The following is a 17774-nucleotide window of genomic DNA, read 5'->3' as shown; positions in this document are numbered from 1 at the left end:
CCGGGAACCGCGCCCGCTCAGTCGCGGACGAGGGCAAGATCCGGCGCGTCCGGGTGCTTCATGCCGACGATATGATATCCGGCGTCCACATGGTGCACCTCGCCGGTCACACCCCGGGACAAATCCGACAGGAGGTAGACCGCAGTGTCGCCCACCTCGTCGGTGGTGACGGTGCGGCGCAGGGGCGAGTTCAGCTCGTTCCATTTCAGGATGTAGCGGAAGTCGCCGATGCCCGAGGCGGCGAGGGTCTTGATGGGGCCGGCCGAAACCGCGTTCACCCGGATGGCCTTGGGGCCGAGGTCGGCGGCAAGATACCGCACGCTGGCTTCCAGCGCCGCCTTGGCGACACCCATGACGTTGTAGTGCGGCATCCACTTCTCGGCGCCGTAATAGGTGAGTGTCAGCAGGGCGCCGCCATTGGTCATCAGCTTCTCCGCCCGCTGCGCGATGGCCGTGAAGGAGTAGCAGGAGATGAACATGGTCTTGGTGAAATTGTCCGCCGTGGTGTCCACATAGCGGCCGTCCAGCTCGTCCTTGTTGGAGAAGGCGATGCAGTGGACGACGAAATCCAGCGTGCCGAACAGCTTCTCGGTCTCGGCGAAAACGGCATCCAGCGTTTCCGGCTCGGTCACGTCGCAATGGCCCACAAGGTGGCCGCCAAGCTCGGCCGCGAGGGGCTCGACGCGCTTCTTCAGCGCCTCCCCCTGGTAGGTGAGGGCAATCTCGGCGCCATGGGCGCGCGCGGCCTTGGCGATGCCGTAGGCGATGGAGCGATTGTTGGCCACACCGAGAATCAGCCCGCGCTTGCCCTTCATGAGACCGCTCGCGAAACCGTCCGTCGCCATTGACCCAACTCCGAATTCTCAAGTCATTGATGCCGCACGTGGGAGCCGTGGGCCGGCTTCCTATGGCATGGGGCCATCCACCGTTCAAGCGAGGTGGCTTCACTCTACCCCTTGCTTCCCCGCCAAGTCGCGTGCTAGACGCAGCGCCCTGGATCGGAGTGTAGCGCAGTCTGGTAGCGCACCACGTTCGGGACGTGGGGGTCGCAGGTTCAAATCCTGCCACTCCGACCATCCAGGCTTCCGGCGCACAGGCGCCGGCCCTTCCCGAAAATCGCTTTCCCGCCCCTCTCGGGGCCGGAGAGCGATTCGTCCGCCGGCGGACGATCCCCCCTACACGCAGTGTTGTCCCGGCTCGATAACGCGCGGGGCGACCTCGCGCCGTGCGGAGGCCTTGGCCCGCAAGCGGGGGAAAGCGTTTCGGCGCCAGCGCATTTCAAACCGAGACACCACCCGCGGGCGAATCATGCCGGCCCGGGGAATCACGTCAGCGAATCGCAGACGGGCTGGAGGGGGCGCGTCGAAGCGGCGGTTGCCGGATGCGCTGGCGGGCCGCTGTGGCGCGTTTGCGCATTGCCCCCATGCACCCCTCATGCACGGAGCGGTTCGGCCGCCTGCGGCCGCCGGGGATGCACCTGCATGCCACGGCAGGCGCGCCCCAGCCGTCGCAGCGCGCTTCCCTGCCGCCGGGAACCGCAGGGGCCCTGCGCGGGTTGGCCCCGGCAGATCCCTTCCCAAGCTGAAAGGAGCCGGGCGATGAGCCGCACGGAAATGGACCGCCTGCGGGCCGATGCTTCAGGCAACACCGGGCTGAGCGCCGTGCTGGCGCAGGCGGTCGGGGATTTTTCCACAGCCGAGGACGCGGTTCGCTTCCTCGCGTCCCGCGGCTTCGGCGTCACCCGAGCCGACCTCTCCGCCGCTGCGGAAGACAGCGATGCGGCGGCGGCCGAAGCGGATGGGGACGGCTACGGGTGCCTCATGCGCTTCCTGCGCCGAAGCTGACCCGCCGCCATCACAGGATGGTGCCGTGCAGGAACAGCCACGCCACTGAGAAATAGATGACGATACCGGTCACATCCACCAGCGTGGCGATGAACGGCGCCGAGGAGGTCGCCGGATCGAAGCCCAGCCGCTTCAGCGCGAATGGCAGCAGGGAGCCCGCCAGCGAGCCGAAGGTGACGATGCCCACCAGGGCCGCGCCGATGGTCATGGCCAGCAGCTTCCAATACTCGCCGTAGTCGAAGATGCCGGCTTCCTGCCACACGGTGATGCGGATGATGCCGATGATGCCGAGGATGGAGCCCAGCACGATGCCGGTGGGCAGCTCGCGGATGGCCACGCGCCACCAGTCGCCAAGGCGCACGTCCCGCAGGGCGAGGGCGCGGATGATGAGGGAGGTGGCCTGCGAGCCCGAATTGCCGCCCGAGCTCATCACCAGGGGAATGAACAGGGCGAGCACGATGGCCTTTTCCAGCTCGTCCGAGAACACCTGCATGGCGCTGGTGGTGAGCATTTCCGAGAGGAACAGCACGCACAGCCAGCCGGCGCGCTTCTTGATCATCTGCAGGAAGGAGATGTCGAGGTAGGGCTCATCGATGGCCTCCATGCCGCCCATGCGCTGCACGTCCTCGGTCTGCTCCTGGATCATGGCGTCGATGACGTCGTCCACCGTCACGATGCCGAGCACATGTCCGGTGCTGTCTACCACTGGCACCGCGAGGAAATTGTACTTGGAAATGGTGCGGGCCACCTCCTCCTGGTGCAGGTTCGGCGGCACCGTGATGGGCGTGTAGGGGTTGGCCACCGAGAGGATGGGGTCCTGCGGCGCGCCGGAGATGAGGCGGCGCAGCGACACGGTGCCCACCAGCCGCCGGGTGTCCGGCGCCAGCACATAGATGGCGTAGACGGTTTCCCGGCTGCGCTCCACCTCGCGGATGTGGTCGAGGGTCTGCTGCACCGTCCAGTCGGAGGTCACGCTCACGAACTCGGTGGTCATCAAAGCGCCGGCGGTGCCCTCGGCATAGGTCAGGAGATGGTCGATGGCGGTGCGGGTTTCCGCGCTCAAGGCATCGCGCAGGCGGCCCTTGGCCGGTTCCTCGATCCAGCGCAGCACATCGGCCGCGCGGTCGGCGGACATGCCCTCCACCAGCGCGACGGCCTTGTCGTGGGGCAGGGCTTCGATCACCTCGCAGGCATCGTGGAACTGGGGCTGGTCGAGCACCTCCACCGCCCATTGCAGCGGCATGTGGGACACGATCTCGGTCGCGTCCGCCGCCGACTTCCCGTTGAGGAACTCGACGATATCGGCCACGTGCTCCGTGCCCAGGCGCGCGGCGATGGCGGCGTGTTCGGTGTCCTGGATCTTCGCAATGTTCACGCGCGTGTCCCCCCCCAGCCCGATTGCACCGCGATACCGCACGGGTGATCGCAGACGCACGTTTCATCCCGTAGCGGAAATATCCTGCGCTCCGATGACAGCCCGTGGTGCGCCGGCGCGCCCTCAGGCCGGGTCGAAGGTGCCGTCGTCGCGCAGCATCTCCAGGCGGCCGGTGGCCACGCCGAAATAGGCGCCGTGCAGGGTGAGGCTTCCCCCGGCCACCCGTTCGGCCACCCAGGGGAAGCTCGCGAGGTTGGACAGGGAGAGCTTGACGCAGCACTGCTCGCAGAAGCGCTGGCGCTCGGCGGGCGGCAGGTTGGCATCCTCGGCCATGAGGCGGGCGGGCTCGGCCATCTTCATCCAGTTGCCCACGAAATCCTCCGCACCGGGCGGCGCGCCTTCGAGCAGGGCATGGACGCCGCCGCACTGGGCGTGGCCCAGCACCACCACGTGCTTCACCTTGAGCACGCGGACCGCGAACTCGATGGCAGCCGAAGTGCCGTGATAGTTCGAATCCGGCTGGTAGGGCGGCACGAGGTTGGCGACGTTGCGCACCACGAACATCTCGCCCGGCCCCGCATCAAAGATCATCTGCGGGTCCACGCGGCTGTCGGAACAGGCGATCACCAGCGTCTCCGGTCGCTGGCCGCGGGCCGCGAGCCGTTCGAACAGCTGCTTGCGCTCCGGCCAGGCCAGCTCGCGGAATCTCTTGTATCCGGAGATCAGGTCGTCCACGCCACGCTCCTTGACTGCTGCGACAGGCACGGAAGGACGAGGAAAGCCGGCAAGTCAAGCCCGCTCCGTGCCATGCGGCTGATCCACCGGGGGAACCTGTGGCGAGGATGTCACGTTCTCACTTCCATCAAGATGAAATCAGGTGGGAGATGGGATCATGCGTGGACTGTTGCTCTGGATCATGGGTGTTCCATTCTCTGTCATTGTGCTTCTGTATCTATTCAACTTCCTGTAGGCCGGCTGCGGGGTGGCGGAACCTTCTTCCCACCGGCAGAACCTGGCCGGCGCAAGGGGAAGATGCGGGGCGATCCCAGGTCACGGGCGCGGCCGCGGCGCGGCTACGGCTGCCCAAATTTCAGCCAATGTGGGCCCAGATGTGTGCGGGGTGTTGCGGTGCCGCAGCCGGCGCGGGTCTGGCCGGGCGCGAAAATCATGCCTTGCTACCGGCTCCGCGGCCGTCGCGGCATGCTATGGGGCGTGCGTGGTTAAACTATAGGCTATATCGGCGGCCAAAATCGCCCATTTTTTCACCAATCTCGCGTCTTGGTATGCGGCGACCTTTCCTTCGGGAGGTGAGCGCCGTGCAAACCCCCCATGCGCCGCCCTTGGCATATCCCTTGCTCACCTCCCCACCGGCCGGTTCGCGCCGGCCATCACAACAGGGGAGAGAGCTAAATGCTCGGTTTGCTGGGACAGGCGACCAAGGGGATCACGAGGGGATTCGGGGCGCTGGCCGCCGTTGCTGCCGTGGTGGGCACAATGGGTGCGGCCAAGGCGCAGGAGACCATCAAGGTCGGCATCCTGCATTCATTGTCGGGCACCATGGCCATCAGCGAGACCACGCTGAAGGACGCGATGCTCATGCTCATCGAGGAGCAGAACAAGAAGGGCGGCCTGCTCGGCAAGAAGCTTGAAGCGGTGGTGGTGGACCCCGCCTCCAACTGGCCGCTGTTCGCCGAGAAGGCGCGCGAGCTCATCACCAAGGACAAGGTTTCGGCCGTGTTCGGCTGCTGGACCTCGGTGTCGCGCAAGTCCGTTCTGCCGGTGTTCAAGGAACTGAACAACATCCTCTTCTACCCCGTGCAGTACGAGGGCGAGGAGAGCGAGCGCAACGTGTTCTACACCGGCGCCGCGCCCAACCAGCAGGCCATTCCGGCGGTGGATTACCTCGCCAAGGAAGAAAAGGTGGAGCGTTGGGTCCTCGCCGGCACGGATTATGTCTATCCCCGCACCACCAACAAGATCCTGGAAGCGTATCTGAAGTCCCGCGGCGTGAAGGCCGAGGACATCATGATCAACTACACCCCGTTCGGCCATTCGGACTGGCAGACCATCGTCTCCGATATCAAGAAGTTTGGCTCCGCCGGCAAGAAGACCGCGGTGGTCTCCACCATCAACGGTGATGCCAACGTGCCCTTCTACAAGGAGCTGGCCAACCAGGGCGTCAAGGCCACCGACATCCCGGTGGTGGCGTTCTCGGTGGGCGAGGAAGAGCTCGCCGGCATCGACACCAAGCCGCTCCTCGGCCACCTCGCGGCCTGGAACTACTTCATGTCCATCGACACGCCCGAGAACAAGGTGTTCATCGACAAGTGGCACGCCTTCACCAAGGACAAGAAGCGCGTCACCAACGACCCCATGGAGGCCCACTACATCGGCTTCAACATGTGGGTGAAGGCCGTGGAGAAGGCCGGCACCACCGACCCCGACAAGGTGATCGCGGCGCTGCCGGGCACCAAGCAGGCCAACCTCACCGGCGGCGTCTCCGAGATGCTGGCCAACCACCACATCACCAAGCCCGTCTTCATCGGCGAGATCGAAGGCAACGGCCAGTTCGACGTGGTGTGGAAGACCCCCGGCCTGGTGCCGGGCGATGCGTGGTCCGACTTCCTCGACGGCTCCAAGACCCTGGAAGCCGACTGGGTGAAGTATAATTGCGGCAATTACGACACCACCAAGAAAACCTGCCTTGCCGCCGGCAAGTAGTCGGGCGGCCCCTGCCGCCTGACGACGCAGGCCCTGATTTTTAAGCCTGTTGATTTGCTCTCCTCTCGTACCGTCCCGTCGGGGGCGCCCCTCCCTCTCCCCTCACCGGGAGGGGGAGCCCTGTCTCGTCGTGCGCCGCCGATCCGGCAGGGCGCGCTGAAGCGGAAGCCCCTCATGATGCGCCTCTCCATCCGGCTGGCTCCCCTGGTGCGGGCCTGCGCGCTCTTCCTCGGCATGCTGGCGCTGGTCCCGGCCCTGTCCCCCGGCGCGGCGCGCGCCCAGGGCGGCGAGGACATCTCCGGCATCGTCGCCAAGTTCGCCAACGACAGCTATTCGGACACGACGGACGCCCTCGTGGCCCTTTCCGCCACCGGCAGCGCCCGGGCGGCGGCGGTGGTGGATGCCCTGGCCGACGGGCGGCTGGTGTTCGATCCGGCCACCAAGTCCGTCTTCATCCGCACCCCTTCCGGCATCGTGGATGCGGCCACCGGCGCCCCGGTGGCAAGCCCGCCGGCCGGCCTCTCGCCGGTGCGCGCCAACAACCGCGTGCGCCGCGCCATCGAGGCGGCGGCCGGCGCGCTCACCCTCCTCAATGCCGACCCCGCCCGGCGCGCGGACGCCGCCGCGGCGGTGTTCAAGTCCCGCGATGCGGCGGCGCTGGCGACGGTGGAGGCAGCCATCGCCAAGGAAGCCGTGCCGGCGGTGAAGGCCGCGCTGGAGCAGGCGCGGGCTGCCATCCTGATCGGCAAGGCGGACGCGCCGGAGGCGGAGCGCCGCGCCGCCATCCAGGCCATCGCGGCGCGCGGCGACCAGGACTCCATCGGCCTGCTGCGCAGCCTGCCCGCCGATTCGCCCCCCGCCCTCAAGGCCGCAGCCGATGCGGGCATCGCCAAGGTGGAGCAGAACCTGAAGTTCTGGGCGGTGGCGCAGAACGTCTGGTACGGCCTGTCCCTGGGCTCGGTGCTGCTGCTGGCGGCCATCGGCCTCGCCATCACCTTCGGCGTCATGGGTGTGATCAACATGGCCCATGGCGAGATGGTGATGCTCGGCGCCTACACCACCTTCGTGGTGCAGGAGCTGATCCGCACCTCGGCGCCCTGGCTGTTCGACTGGTCTTTGGCCATCGCTTTGCCGCTGGCCTTCGTCTTCACCGGCCTCGTGGGTATCCTCATCGAGCGCACGGTGATCCGCTTCCTCTATGGCCGGCCGCTGGAGACGCTGCTCGCCACCTGGGGCGTGTCGCTCATCCTGCAGCAGGCCGTGCGCTCAGTGTTCGGCCCCACCAACCAGGAGGTGGGCGCGCCCTCGTGGATGTCCGGCGCGTTCCAGGTGGGGCAGCTGTCCATCACCTACAACCGGCTGTGGATCATCGTCTTCGCGCTCATGGTCTTCTTCGCTCTGCTCCTGGTGCTGAAGCGCACGCCGCTGGGCCTTTATGTGCGGGCGGTGACGCAGAACCGGCGCATGGCGGCGGCCATGGGCATCCGCACCGGGCGCATCGACGCCCTCACCTTCGGCCTGGGCTCGGGCATCGCCGGCATCGCCGGGGTGGCGCTCTCGCAGATCGACAATGTGAGCCCCAACCTCGGGCAGGGCTACATCATCGACTCTTTCATGGTGGTGGTGTTCGGCGGCGTGGGGAACCTGTGGGGCACGCTGGTGGGCGCCTTCACCCTGGGGGTGGCCAACAAGCTCCTGGAGCCCTTCGCCGGCGCCGTGCTGGGCAAGATCCTGCTGCTGGTCTTCATCATCCTGTTCATCCAGAAGCGCCCGCGCGGCCTGTTCGCGCTCAAGGGCCGGGCGGTGGAATCGTGAGCGGCGGGGGGCGTCCGGCCCCGCTGCACGGGCGCCGCCGCAGCCCCGGCCATCTTTCCTCCCGCCGGGCGGGAGAATGGCCGGGGGTGAGGGGAACGACTGTGCCTGCGGTGTCCCTTCCAGGGGCGTCGAGGCCCTCCTCACCCCCGCCCACTCCCGCACGGGAGAGCGGCATCCGCCGCCCCCCGTCAGCCCGCGTGCCCCATGCAGCGTCGAGGAGCTTTCGCCCATGAACCGCCCCGGCATCATCGACCGCACCGGCGGCATCTTCCTTCTCGTCCTCCTGGCGGTGGCCGTGCTGGTGCCGGCGTCCAATCTCCTGCTGCCGGCCGGGCATCCGCTGCACGTGCCGGACTACATGATCCCCCTGCTCGGCAAGTATCTGGCCTATGCGCTGCTTGCGGTGTCGGTGGATCTGGTGTGGGGCTATTGCGGCGTGCTCTCGCTCGGCCACGGCGCCTTCTTCGCGCTGGGCGGCTATGCCATGGGCATGTATCTGATGCGTCAGATCGGCTCGCGCGGCGTCTATGGAAATCCGGTGCTGCCGGATTTCATGGTGTTCCTGAACTACAAGGAGCTGCCCTGGTTCTGGACCGGGTTCGACCTGTTCCCCTTCGCCATGCTCATGGTGGTGCTGGTGCCCGGGGCCCTGGCCTTCGTGTTCGGCTGGTTCGCCTTCCGCTCGCGGGTGACGGGGGTCTATCTCTCCATCATCACCCAGGCGATGACCTTTGCGCTGATGCTCGCCTTCTTCCGCAACGACATGGGCTTCGGCGGCAACAACGGCCTCACCGATTTCAAGGACATCCTGGGCTTTCCCATCTCCGCGCCCTCCACCCGGCTCACCTTGTTCGTGCTCTCCGCGGCGGCGCTGGCGGCGGGCTATGTGCTGTGCCGGGCGCTGGTCACCTCCAAATACGGCAAGGTCCTGGTGGCGGTGCGCGACGCGGAGAGCCGCACCCGCTTCCTCGGCTACCGGGTGGAGAACTACAAGCTCGTGGCCTGGGTGCTTTCGGCCATGCTGGCGGGGGTTGCCGGCGCGCTCTATGTGCCGCAGGTGGGCATCATCAACCCGTCCGAATTCGCCCCCGCCCAATCCATCGAGATGGTGATCTGGGTGGCGGTGGGCGGGCGCGGCACGCTGGTGGGCGCGGCGCTGGGCGCCGTCATCGTCAATGCAGGAAAGACCTGGTTCACCGGCGTCCTGCCGGAGGCCTGGCTGTTTGCGCTGGGGGCGTTGTTCGTGCTGGTCACCCTGTTCCTGCCCAGGGGGGTGCTGGGGCTTGCCGCCAGCATCTCCGAGCGGTGGAAGGCCCGCCGCCCGCCTTCCGCGGCGACGCCCAGCCCCACGCCCGCGGAGTGAGCCCCATGAGCATGTACAGCCCCTCCGCCGATCCTTATGCGGTGAAGTCCCAGGGCGCCCTGTCGCTGGAATCCGAACTCGGCTTCCTCCGGCAGGAGCAGCCGGCACCGGACCCCCTGGCCCTGACCCCGGCGCTGCTCTATCTCGACAACATCACCGTCTCGTTCGACGGCTTCCGTGCGCTCAATGCCTTGTCCCTCGTCATCGGCGAGGCGGAGATGCGGGCCATCATCGGCCCCAACGGCGCCGGCAAGACCACCATGATGGATGTCATCACCGGCAAGACCCGCCCCAACCAGGGCGTCGCCCTGTTCGCCGGCACCAGCGACCTCACCAGCCTGGACGAGGCGGCCATCGCCCAGCTGGGCATCGGCCGCAAGTTCCAGACCCCCACGGTGTTCGACATGCACACGGTGGAGGACAACATTCTGCTCGCCCTGAAGGAGGACCGCCGGCCCTTCTCCAACATCTACTGGCGCCGCACCGCCCACGAGCGCGAGCGCATCGACGAACTGCTGGAGCGCGTGCGCCTGAAGGATGCCCGCTTCCGCCGCGCCGGCGACCTCTCCCACGGCCAGAAGCAATGGCTGGAGATCGGCATGCTGCTGGCCCAGGAGCCGCGCCTGCTCTTGGTGGACGAGCCCGCCGCCGGCATGACCGACCAGGAGACGGCGGACACGGCAGTGCTGCTGCGCGAGATCGCCAAGACCCGCGCGGTGGTGGTGGTGGAGCACGACATGCAGTTCGTGCGCGACCTCGACGTGAAGGTCACCGTGCTGCACGAAGGCTCGGTGCTCGCCGAAGGACCGCTCGACCAGGTGAGCGCCGACGAGCGGGTCATCGAAGTCTATCTGGGGAGGTGAGGATGAAGCCGCACCATCGCGCTCCCTCTCCCGCTTGCGGGGGAGGGATGGGGAGGGGGCTCCCCGCCCGCCTGAAGACGCCGCGTTCGGGCGTTTGCGCCCTCCTCCCCCTCCCAACCCTCCCCCGCAAGCGGGAGAGGGCTTTCGGCGTGTGGATGTCACGTAGCCCGGAGCACCGCCCATGCTGAAGGTGGAGAACCTCGACCTCTATTACGGCGCCGCCTACACCCTGAAGAAGGTGTCGGTGGCCGCCGAGGCCGGCAAGGTGACGTGCGTGCTGGGGCGCAACGGCGTGGGCAAGACCTCCTTGCTGCGCGCCATCGTCGGCCAGCGGCCCATCGCCGGCGGGTCCATCACCCTGGACGGCAAGGAAATCTCCCGCATGTCGACGCCGGACCGCGCCGGCCTCGGCATCGGCTTCGTGCCCCAGGGGCGCGAGGTGTTCCCGCTGCTGTCGGTGAAGGAGAACCTGGAAACCGGCTATGCGCGCCTTTCCGGCAAGGACAAATACGTGCCGGAAGAGGTTTTCGAGCTGTTCCCGGTGCTCAGGAGCATGCTGCGCCGGCGCGGCGGTGACCTTTCCGGCGGCCAGCAGCAGCAGCTGGCCATCGGCCGGGCGCTGGTGACCCGTCCGCGCCTGCTGGTGCTGGACGAGCCCACGGAGGGCATCCAGCCGTCCATCATCAAGGACATCGGCCGGGCCATCGCCTATCTGCGTGACAAGGGCGACATGGCCATCATATTGGTGGAGCAATATTTCGAGTTCGCCCGCGACCTCGCCGACAGCTTCATCCTGATGGACCGCGGCGAGGTGGTGGCGAGCGGGGACAGGAGCGGGCTGGATGGCGACGATGTCCGCCGCCTCATGGCGATCTGAGGCGAGCGCCCCGCTGCAGATGTCCTCCCCCCCGGCCGATCCGCCGCGCCGGCAGCGCAGCGAAGGGCAGGTGCGCATCGCAGCCTCGGCCTTCGGCGCCGCGACGCGGGTGTCCGACCTCGCCGAGGCCGGCGCCCTGCGCGCACGGGTGCCGCGCGGCGGTGCGGGGCTTGAGGCCGTCATCGTCAATACGGCCGGCGGCGTTTGCTGCGGCGACCGCTTCGCCATCGCGGCGCGGGCGGAGGCCGGCGCCCATCTCACCGTGTCCACCCCGGCCGCCGAGAAGGTCTACCGCTCCGACGGCCCGCTGGCGGAAATCAGCGTGCGGCTGGCGGCGGCGGAGGGGGCGCGGCTGGAATGGCTGCCGCAGGAAACCATCCTGTTCGATCGCGCGCGGCTGCGGCGGCGCTACGAGGTGGACCTTTCGCCATCGGCGCATTTCCTCGCCTTCGAGGCTCTCATGCTGGGACGCCTCGCCCATGGCGATGTGATGGGGGAGGGGCACCTGGAGGATCATTGGCGGGTGCGGCGCGGCGGCGCCCTGGTGTTCGCCGATGCCTTCCGCCTGTCCGGGCCGGTGGCGCAGCTTCTGGACCGGCCGGCGGTGGCGGCGGGCAACCGGGCGCTGGCGAGCCTGCTCGTCATCGCCCCGGATGCGGAACGCCGGCTGGAGGAGGCCCGCGCCCGTCTCGCCGGCACCCCCTGCGAGGCCGGGGCAAGCGCCTGGAACGGCATTCTTTCCGTGCGCTGGCTCGCTCCCGACATCGGCACGTTGCGCCGGGCCGCAACCTCGTTTCTGATGGCGTTCCGAAACGCCCCGCTGCCCCGCGTGTGGGCCACCTGACATCCGGTTGAAGGAGATGACGCCGTGCTGCTGACGCCGCGCGAGAAGGACAAGCTCTTCGTCGCCATGGCCGCCGAGGTGGCGCGCAAGCGCCTTGCCCGGGGGGTGAAGCTCAACCATCCCGAGGCGGTGGCCCTCATCACCGATTTCGTGGTGGAGGGCGCCCGCGACGGGCGCACCGTGGCCGAGCTGATGGAGGCGGGCGCAAAAGTGCTCACCACCGATCAGGTGATGGAGGGCATCGCCGAGATGATCCACGACATCCAGGTGGAGGCCACCTTTCCGGACGGCACCAAGCTGGTCACCGTGCACCATCCCATCCGCGGCATGCCGTCGGAAACCGTGCCCGGCGAGCTGCTGCCGCAGGACGGCGACATCCATTTCAACGAGGGCGCCGAGCGGGTGCATCTCACGGTGGCCAACACCGGGGACCGGCCCATCCAGGTGGGCAGCCATTACCATTTCTTCGAGACCAACCCGGCCCTGGCCTTCGAGCGGGACAAGGCCCGCGGCATGCGCCTCGACATCGCCCCCGGCACGGCCGTGCGCTTCGAGCCGGGCGCCAGCCGGGAGGTCACGCTGGTGCCCTTCGGCGGCAAGCGGGAGGTCTACGGCTTCCGCGGCGCGGTGGCGGGGAAGCTGTGATGCTGGCCTTTTATAAGTCGGGCTGTGAAGTTATTCTCCTTACATTCTGCGAAAAGTAAGGACGTATGGCCATGAATATCGCCGCTGGCGCCCGCATCACGTCCAAGGGCCAGATCACCCTTCCCGTGGAGGTGCGCCGTGCGCTCGGCGTGGGCGAGGGCGACCAGGTGGAGTTCTTTGTTCACCGGGACGGACGCGTCCTCGTCCACGCCCGCAAGACCCCCACCTCGCGCCTGCTCGGGCGGCTGAAGGGCCGCGCGGCGCGCATAACGGACGCCGAGGCCATCGGCGCCGCCGTCGCTGCCCATGATGCTCAGACGAAGGCCGGGGAATGATCGGCATCGACACGAGCATTTTGCTGCGGGCCATCGCCGAGGATGACCGCGCCCAGTCGCCGAAGGCGGCGGAGTTCCTTCTCGCCCGCAGCCCGGACGACCCGGCGGTGGTCAATGCGGTGGTTGTGGCCGAAATGGTCTGGGCGCTGCGGGCCAAGTTCAAGGCCAGCCGCGCGGAGATTGTTTCCATCCTCGACGATATCGTCGGCAATCCCGCCTTCGTCATTCTGGAGCGCGAAAGCGTGCTCGTGGCGCTCCAGGACTACCGGGAGGGGCTCGGCGGCTTTACCGACGTGCTCATCGCCCAGCTCAATGCCGCAGCCGGCTGCACCACGACCGTGACGTTCGACAAGGGTGCACCTGTGCAATCCGGCTTCACACGTCTTCCCTAGAAGGCCCGCCTCATGTCCTCCTCCCGCATGCCCCGCGCCGCCTACGCCCACATGTTCGGCCCCACCACGGGCGACCGGGTGCGGCTGGCCGACACCTCCCTCGTCATCGAGATCGAGAAGGATTTCACCACCTATGGGGAGGAGGTGAAGTTCGGCGGCGGCAAGGTCATTCGCGACGGCATGGGCCAGTCGCAGGTGGCCAATGCGGACGGGGCGGTGGACACGGTGATCACCAATGCGGTCATCCTCGACCACTGGGGGGTGGTGAAGGCCGATGTGGGGCTGAAGAACGGCCGCATCTACAAGCTCGGCAAGGCCGGCAACCCGGACGTGCAGAGCGGCGTGGACATCATCATCGGTCCCGGCACGGAAGTGATCGCGGGCGAGGGGAAAATCCTCACCGCCGGCGGCTTCGACAGCCACATCCATTTCATCTGCCCGCAGCAGATCGAGGAGGCGCTGGCCTCCGGTGTCACCACCATGCTGGGCGGCGGCACGGGACCTGCCACCGGCACCTTCGCCACCACCTGCACGCCGGGGCCCTGGCACATCGCCCGCATGATCGAGGCGGCGGACGCCTTCCCCATGAACCTCGCCTTCGCCGGCAAGGGCAACGCCTCCTTGCCCCGGGCGCTGGAAGAAATGGTGCTGGCGGGGGCCTGCGCCCTCAAGCTCCACGAGGACTGGGGCACCACGCCGGCCGCCATCGACTGCTGCCTCTCGGTGGCCGACGCCTTCGACGTGCAGGTGATGATCCACACCGACACGCTGAACGAATCGGGCTTCGTGGAGGACACCATCGCCGCCTTCAAGGGCCGCACCATCCATGCCTTCCACACGGAAGGGGCGGGCGGGGGCCATGCGCCGGACATCATCAAGGTGGCGGGGCTGGCCAATGTGCTGCCCTCCTCCACCAACCCGACGCGGCCCTTCACCCGCAACACCATCGACGAGCATCTCGACATGCTCATGGTGTGCCACCACCTGGACCCGGAGATTGCCGAGGACCTCGCCTTCGCCGAGAGCCGCATCCGCAAGGAAACCATTGCGGCGGAGGACATCCTGCACGACCTCGGCGCCCTCTCCATGATGAGCTCGGACTCACAGGCCATGGGCCGGGTGGGCGAGGTGATCATCCGCACCTGGCAGACCGCGGACAAGATGAAGCGCCAGCGCGGCAGGCTGAAGGGCGAGACCGACGCCGACAACATCCGCGCCCGCCGCTATATCGCCAAATACACCATCAATCCCGCCATCGCTCACGGCATGTCGCGGCATATCGGCTCGGTGGAGGCCGGCAAGCTCGCCGATCTCGTTTTGTGGACGCCGGCCTTCTTCGGCGTGAAGCCGGACCTGGTGATCAAGGGCGGGGCCATCGCCATGGCGCAGATGGGCGATCCCAACGCCTCGATTCCGACGCCCCAGCCGGTGCACTACCGCCCCATGTTCGGCGCCTATGGCCGGGCGCGCGCCCACACCTCCCTCACCTTCGTGTCGAAGGCGGCGGTGGAGGACGGGCTGGCCGGCCGGCTCGGCATCTCCAAGGAGCTGGTGGCGGTGGAGAACACCCGCTCGGGCATTTCCAAGAAGAGCATGATCAACAACGACGCCACGCCCCATATCGAGGTGGACCCGGAAACCTACGACGTGCGCGCCGACGGCGAGCTCCTGGTGTGCGAGCCGGCCGAGGTGCTGCCCATGGCGCAGCGCTATTTCCTGTTCTAGTTCTGTGGGCGAAACGCCGGCCGCTCCGGTGCCAGGGAAGGTCAAGCCCCATGATCCGCGCCACCACCGTCGTCCGCCGCCCCGCCGTCCGTGAGGAGAAGGTGGCGGACACCATCACTCTCGACCACCACGCCCGTCACCGCCGCCGCTTCGCCTTCAAGGCCGATGGCGGCACCGACTTCCTCCTCGACCTGGACAAGGCCACGGTGCTGGACGACGGCGACGCGGTGAAGCTGGAGGATGGCCGGCTCGTGCGCATCAAGGCCGCGCCGGAAGACCTAGTGGAGGTGACCACCGCCAATCCCCTGCGGCTGATGAAGGTGGCGTGGCACCTGGGCAACCGCCATGTGCCGGCGGAGATCACCGAGAGCGCGGTCTATTTCGTGGACGACCACGTGCTCACCGAGATGGTGCGCGGTCTGGGCGCGGGCGTCGCCAAGGTGATGCGGCCGTTCCGCCCGGAGAAGGGCGCCTATGAGGCGGCCGAGGCCCATGGGGCGCACGGGCACGAGCAGGGGCACGCGCACCACGGCCACGCGCATGGGCACAGCCATGAGCCGGGGCACGAGCACCACGCCCATGGCCCGGAATGCGGCTGCGGCCATGACCATGCCCATGAGCACCATGGCCATGAGCACCATGCCCATGAGCAGCACAGCCATGCGCACCACGATCATGCGCATGATGCGCAGCCGGCGCATGAGCATGGGCCGGGCTGCGGCCACGACCATCACGGCCACGACCATCACGCCCACGACCATCACGCCCAAGAGCAGCACGCCCATGAGCCGCACGCCCATGCGGCCCCGGGAAAGTCCGGCCCGGCGGAAGCCGGCCATGGGCACGGCCACGACCATCACGACCACAAGCATGGCTGACCCGGAGAGGTCCGGCGCCCAATTCCCCACGCCTGAGACCCATGGGGCAGGGGAGGCGGCGCCCGCCATCCCTGCCTCCGCCATCCCTGCGGCCGCCATGCCGGAGCCGGCCGGTGCGCTGGCGCTGTTCGCCTGGCTGTCCCCTGCCTTCCCGGTGGGCGCCTATGCCTATTCCCACGCGCTGGAATGGGCGGTGGAGGCCGGCGACATCACCGGCGAGGCCAGCCTTGCCGCCTTCCTCGGCGATCTGGTGGCCCTGGGCTTCGGCCGGTCGGACGGCATCCTGCTGGCCCACGCCCACCGCGCCGCCGCGGCGGGGGATGGCGCAGCGCTCGCCGAGGTGAATGGGCTGGCCGTGGCGCTTGCCCCTTCCGCCGAATTGCGGCTGGAGACCTGCCAGCAGGGCGGCTCCTTCCTCGGGGCGGTGCGCGCCGCATGGTCCGTTCCGGCGCTGGAGGCGCTGGCACCCGCCCTTTCCGGCGAGGTAGCCTATCCGGTGGCCGTGGGCCTTGCCGCCGGGGCGCACGGCATCGCCCTTGCGGTGACGCTGGAGGCCTTCCTGCTCGCCACGGCGCAGAACCTCGTCTCCGCCGCCGTGCGCCTCGCCCCCATCGGCCAGACCGCCGGCACGCGGGTGGTGGCACAGATGGCGCCGCGGGTGCGGGCGCTGGCGGCGCAGATTCCCACCCTCACGCTGGACGATCTCGGCAGCGCCACCTTCCGCGCCGATCTCGGCAGCTTCCGCCACGAAACCCAATATACGAGGCTGTTCCGCTCATGAGCTCCGGCGAAAATCCCAAGCGTCCCCCGTTGCGCGTCGGCATCGGCGGCCCGGTGGGTTCGGGCAAGACGGCGCTGATGGAGGCGCTCTGCAAGAATTTCCGCGCGCGCTACGATATCTGCGCCATCACCAACGACATCTACACCAAGGAAGACGCCCGCCTACTCACCGTGGCCGGCGCGCTGGAGCCCGAGCGCATCCTTGGCGTGGAGACCGGCGGCTGCCCGCACACCGCCATCCGCGAGGACGCCTCCATCAACCTGCGGGCAGTGGCGGACATGAGCGCGCGCTTCCCGGACCTCGACCTGGTGCTGATCGAATCCGGCGGCGACAACCTCGCCGCCACCTTCTCGCCGGAGCTGGCGGACATCACCATCTACGTCATCGACGTGGCGGGCGGGGAGAAGATCCCGCGCAAGGGCGGGCCGGGCATCACCCGTTCGGATCTTCTGGTGGTGAACAAGACCGACCTCGCCCCCATGGTGGGCGCCGACCTTTCGGTGATGGAGGCGGACACCATCCGCATGCGGGCGGGGCGGCCCTATGTCTTCGCCGCCATCCGCAACGGGGTGGGGGTGGAGGTGGTGGCCCGCTTCATCGAGGCGGCCGGGGGGCTTGGCAACGGCGGCTGAAGCCAGGCCCTTGCGAGGGTGCCGGGCGAGCCCCGGGCCCCGCCCGCACGGGGCTCTTTCCCGTCAGGCTTCGCCCGTCAGGCCTCGCCGCGCAGCCCTTCGCGCATCAGCCCTCTTGGCATCAGCCCTCTTGGCGTCAGCTCCGTTGGCGTCAGCTCTTGGGCTTGCAGGCAGCCTCGAACTTGGCGAGCTGCTCGCCGATGCCGGCGAGGGCCACGGAGCGCTTGGCGCCCTTAACCTCGATGGTCAGGCTTCCGCTCGCCTTGGCCAGGGGCTTGATGTCTTCCATCTTGCCCGCGGCCTCCACGTCCACGGCGCCGCTTTCCTCGCTGGAGACGGCCTTGCCCTCGAAGGTCTTCTTGGTGCCGCCCGCGGTCAGGATGATGCGGGCGTCCGCATCCTTCGCCAGGCCCTTGCTGCCGATCATGGTCTGCACCGTCACGCCTTCCGTGCCCGGCTTGCACAGGAAGAAGATGGCGGCCTGGTCGGTCTCCGGCACGCCGAAGACGAGCGCGGCGCTCTCCTCGCCCTCCTGGGTGTGCCAGACCATCTTCTGCTGGGCGGCCGCCGGCAGGGCCAGGGCGATCGGCGCGGCGAGGGCGAAGGCTGCGAATGCGATGCGAAGCATGAGAAGGGGTCCATCTTTGCGGCGGCGGATCATAGCGATTGCGGGGCAAAGGGGAA

18 protein-coding genes and 1 tRNA gene are annotated in these 17774 nt (G+C 68.2%); 15 read left to right on the top strand and 4 right to left on the bottom strand.

Features of this window, described 5'->3' with window-relative positions; genetic code table 11:
- Positions 1 to 17: 17 nt before the first annotated feature.
- Positions 18 to 845 (bottom strand): enoyl-ACP reductase FabI, encoded by an 828-nt coding sequence (gene fabI, locus ACI7BZ_RS17285; RefSeq protein WP_414118387.1) that lies wholly within the window; start codon positions 843 to 845, stop codon positions 18 to 20.
- A gap of 154 nt (positions 846 to 999) precedes the next feature.
- On the opposite strand from fabI, the gene ACI7BZ_RS17280 reads away from it, so the two are divergent.
- Together ACI7BZ_RS17280 and ACI7BZ_RS17275 are read left to right on the top strand one after the other, a co-directional pair.
- Positions 1000 to 1076, top strand: a tRNA-Pro gene (locus ACI7BZ_RS17280).
- Positions 1077 to 1598: 522 nt separating this feature from the next.
- Positions 1599 to 1844 carry a hypothetical protein gene (locus ACI7BZ_RS17275; RefSeq protein ID WP_414118386.1) on the top strand — a complete coding sequence of 82 codons (246 nt, stop codon included), beginning with the start codon at positions 1599 to 1601 and terminating at the stop codon, positions 1842 to 1844.
- A gap of 10 nt (positions 1845 to 1854) precedes the next feature.
- On the opposite strand, the gene mgtE is transcribed toward ACI7BZ_RS17275, so the two are convergent.
- Positions 1855 to 3219, bottom strand: a complete 1365-nt coding sequence (gene mgtE / locus ACI7BZ_RS17270) for a magnesium transporter (RefSeq protein WP_414118385.1) — start codon at positions 3217 to 3219, stop codon at positions 1855 to 1857.
- Positions 3220 to 3342: 123 nt separating this feature from the next.
- Positions 3343 to 3954: a carbonic anhydrase gene (locus ACI7BZ_RS17265; RefSeq protein ID WP_414118384.1), complete on the bottom strand. Its 612-nt coding sequence runs from the start codon at positions 3952 to 3954 to the stop codon at positions 3343 to 3345.
- Between the two features lie 675 nt (positions 3955 to 4629).
- On the opposite strand from ACI7BZ_RS17265, the gene urtA reads away from it, so the two are divergent.
- The 13 genes from urtA (at position 4630) to ureG (ending at position 17090) form a co-directional block, all read left to right on the top strand.
- A complete protein-coding gene (gene urtA, locus ACI7BZ_RS17260; RefSeq protein WP_414118383.1) occupies positions 4630 to 5940 on the top strand; it encodes an urea ABC transporter substrate-binding protein in 1311 nt (436 codons plus the stop codon).
- A 177-nt stretch (positions 5941 to 6117) separates the two neighbouring features.
- Positions 6118 to 7755: an urea ABC transporter permease subunit UrtB gene (urtB, locus tag ACI7BZ_RS17255; RefSeq protein WP_414119201.1), complete on the top strand. Its 1638-nt coding sequence runs from the start codon at positions 6118 to 6120 to the stop codon at positions 7753 to 7755.
- A 229-nt stretch (positions 7756 to 7984) separates the two neighbouring features.
- Positions 7985 to 9118 carry an urea ABC transporter permease subunit UrtC gene (gene urtC / locus ACI7BZ_RS17250; protein ID WP_414118382.1) on the top strand — a complete coding sequence of 378 codons (1134 nt, stop codon included), beginning with the start codon at positions 7985 to 7987 and terminating at the stop codon, positions 9116 to 9118.
- A gap of 5 nt (positions 9119 to 9123) precedes the next feature.
- A complete protein-coding gene (urtD, locus tag ACI7BZ_RS17245; RefSeq protein WP_414118381.1) occupies positions 9124 to 9981 on the top strand; it encodes an urea ABC transporter ATP-binding protein UrtD in 858 nt (285 codons plus the stop codon).
- A gap of 181 nt (positions 9982 to 10162) precedes the next feature.
- Positions 10163 to 10858 carry an urea ABC transporter ATP-binding subunit UrtE gene (urtE, locus tag ACI7BZ_RS17240; RefSeq protein ID WP_414118380.1) on the top strand — a complete coding sequence of 232 codons (696 nt, stop codon included), beginning with the start codon at positions 10163 to 10165 and terminating at the stop codon, positions 10856 to 10858.
- Positions 10833 to 11702, top strand: coding sequence for an urease accessory protein UreD (locus tag ACI7BZ_RS17235; RefSeq protein WP_414119200.1), 870 nt, complete (start codon positions 10833 to 10835; stop codon positions 11700 to 11702). Before urtE ends, ACI7BZ_RS17235 begins: the two co-directional genes overlap by 26 nt.
- A 24-nt stretch (positions 11703 to 11726) precedes the next feature.
- Positions 11727 to 12347, top strand: a complete 621-nt coding sequence (locus tag ACI7BZ_RS17230) for an urease subunit gamma (RefSeq protein ID WP_414118379.1) — start codon at positions 11727 to 11729, stop codon at positions 12345 to 12347.
- 71 nt (positions 12348 to 12418) lie between these two features.
- A complete protein-coding gene (locus ACI7BZ_RS17225) occupies positions 12419 to 12682 on the top strand; it encodes an AbrB/MazE/SpoVT family DNA-binding domain-containing protein (RefSeq protein ID WP_414118378.1) in 264 nt (87 codons plus the stop codon).
- The gene (locus tag ACI7BZ_RS17220; RefSeq protein WP_414118377.1) at positions 12679 to 13074 is read left to right on the top strand and encodes a type II toxin-antitoxin system VapC family toxin; all 396 of its coding nucleotides are present in this window, start codon (positions 12679 to 12681) and stop codon (positions 13072 to 13074) included. The genes ACI7BZ_RS17225 and ACI7BZ_RS17220 overlap by 4 nt, the downstream gene beginning before the upstream one ends.
- A 12-nt stretch (positions 13075 to 13086) precedes the next feature.
- Positions 13087 to 14799: an urease subunit alpha gene (ureC, locus tag ACI7BZ_RS17215; protein WP_414118376.1), complete on the top strand. Its 1713-nt coding sequence runs from the start codon at positions 13087 to 13089 to the stop codon at positions 14797 to 14799.
- A 50-nt stretch (positions 14800 to 14849) separates the two neighbouring features.
- A complete protein-coding gene (locus tag ACI7BZ_RS17210; RefSeq protein ID WP_414118375.1) occupies positions 14850 to 15677 on the top strand; it encodes an urease accessory protein UreE in 828 nt (275 codons plus the stop codon).
- A gap of 97 nt (positions 15678 to 15774) precedes the next feature.
- Positions 15775 to 16458, top strand: a complete 684-nt coding sequence (locus ACI7BZ_RS17205) for an urease accessory protein UreF (RefSeq protein ID WP_414119199.1) — start codon at positions 15775 to 15777, stop codon at positions 16456 to 16458.
- On the top strand, positions 16455 to 17090 hold the full coding sequence (gene ureG, locus ACI7BZ_RS17200; RefSeq protein ID WP_414118374.1) for an urease accessory protein UreG: 636 nt from the start codon (positions 16455 to 16457) through the stop codon (positions 17088 to 17090). The genes ACI7BZ_RS17205 and ureG overlap by 4 nt, the downstream gene beginning before the upstream one ends.
- Before the next feature lie 151 nt (positions 17091 to 17241).
- On the opposite strand, the gene ACI7BZ_RS17195 is transcribed toward ureG, so the two are convergent.
- Positions 17242 to 17718, bottom strand: coding sequence for a hypothetical protein (locus tag ACI7BZ_RS17195; protein WP_414118373.1), 477 nt, complete (start codon positions 17716 to 17718; stop codon positions 17242 to 17244).
- Positions 17719 to 17774 lie beyond the last annotated feature (56 nt).

This window comes from Xanthobacter sp. AM11 (assembly GCF_047444035.1).
In the GTDB taxonomy this organism is placed as follows: domain Bacteria; phylum Pseudomonadota; class Alphaproteobacteria; order Rhizobiales; family Xanthobacteraceae; genus Xanthobacter.
Note: the sequence above shows the minus strand (reverse complement) of the source record. Positions and strands in the feature narration are given on the sequence as shown.